Source organism: Sedimentibacter sp. B4 (assembly GCF_000309315.1).
Taxonomy (GTDB): domain Bacteria; phylum Bacillota; class Clostridia; order Tissierellales; family Sedimentibacteraceae; genus Sedimentibacter; species Sedimentibacter saalensis.
Genome location: NZ_CANG01000290.1, coordinates 1 through 405 on the forward strand (window position 1 = coordinate 1; position 405 = coordinate 405).

Genomic DNA, 405 nt, shown 5'->3' on the forward strand with positions numbered 1-405 from the left:
GAGAAGATCGCGCACGTGTTCGCCGTCAACGACGAGGAGAAGTTCGCCCCGGCCTACTCCGGTGCGGAGATGATCGAGAAGGTGGCCGGCGACCTGGTCGTCCTGGACCGGCTGCACCCGGTCGCGGTCGTGACCGGCTCCTACCTGAGCATGCCCCTGTCGTGCCGACTGCGCGGCATCCCGGTCGTGTGGGCCGTCCAGTCCACCTGGTTGCCCGGGTTCTTCGCCACCGGTGCGGGCACCACCGACGACCTCCGCCCACCGGCGCTGAAACGGCTCGTCGACGCCCTCCTCTACCCGCTGTTCCGCGCCTGGATGTGGTACGGCTTCATCCACCCGGTGAACCAGGCGTCCCGGCACTACCGTGTACCGGGCTTCCGGCCCGTCCTCAGCTACTTCCACGGG

At 68.9% G+C, this 405-nt stretch carries 1 protein-coding gene; it reads left to right on the forward strand.

The features are described 5' to 3' along the window. Nucleotides 1–405, forward strand: a 405-nt coding sequence (locus BN358_RS26330; protein WP_198018400.1) for a hypothetical protein, incomplete at both ends; no start/stop codon positions are given.